The organism is Prevotella sp. P2-180, from assembly GCF_002251435.1.
Taxonomy (GTDB): domain Bacteria; phylum Bacteroidota; class Bacteroidia; order Bacteroidales; family Bacteroidaceae; genus Prevotella.
Map to the genome: position 1 here is coordinate 1 of NZ_NPJI01000020.1, position 836 is coordinate 836.

At 34.9% G+C, this 836-nt stretch carries 1 protein-coding gene; it reads left to right on the top strand.

What is annotated here, in order from left to right; genetic code table 11:
* Positions 1–12: 12 nt before the first annotated feature.
* On the top strand, positions 13–836 hold an 824-nt coding region (locus CIK98_RS02800; protein WP_141210374.1), incomplete at its 3' end, for a hypothetical protein.

Below are 836 nucleotides of genomic sequence, written 5' to 3' on the forward strand. Positions count from 1 at the left end.
CTGCTCTTTACCATGGCACAGGACAAGTCGGGCTTAGATGTGGATATGGACACGCTCATCCGCCAGTCCTACATATATTATGAAGGTGAGCCGGAGACGAAGTACTATGGGCTGAGCCAATACTATATGGGCAAATACTATTTCCTGAACGATAGTATAACTGAGTGTGAGGAATGTTTCCAAAATGTCGTCAATAATGCTAAGAAGCGTGGCGATATCGACTTGCAGTGTCTTGCATTGGAGAAGTTGAGCCGAAGCATTGTTCTCAGCAATAAAAGATTATCTGTTATATATGCAAAAAAAGCAGTAGATTTATATAGTAATCAAAAAAATGCAAAGATTGCAAATCTAATACTTTATATGCTCAATTTGGCAAATTGTTACATTCTTGATAATCAAAAGGATTCGTCTTTTTTTTATTTACGACAATCCCAACGATATTTGAATCGTATATCAGATAATTCAATGCCAAAGTATGTATATCATTCTTTGAGTAGAGCCTTTTACTATTTCAATGAAAAAGATTCTGCATTATTTTATTCAAGAAAAGCAATAGATGAAACCAGTGATGTAAAATTAATGGTTTTTTATTCTTGTTGCCTTGAAGAATGTGATTCATTGGAATCTGCAGAGAGACTACTCCGTATATGTTCAGCCGAAAGTAACGACAAGTTAAAATATTCATCCTATATGGAATTATGCAAACTGTCTTGTAAAAGGATTAATGATAAGCAACTTTCCACCGATATTGATTCTTTGGAAAGATTCGCTGATAAGTACATGTTGGACTTATATTCCCAAAAAGGGAAGTATTTTGAGGAGAACATCAACCAAGG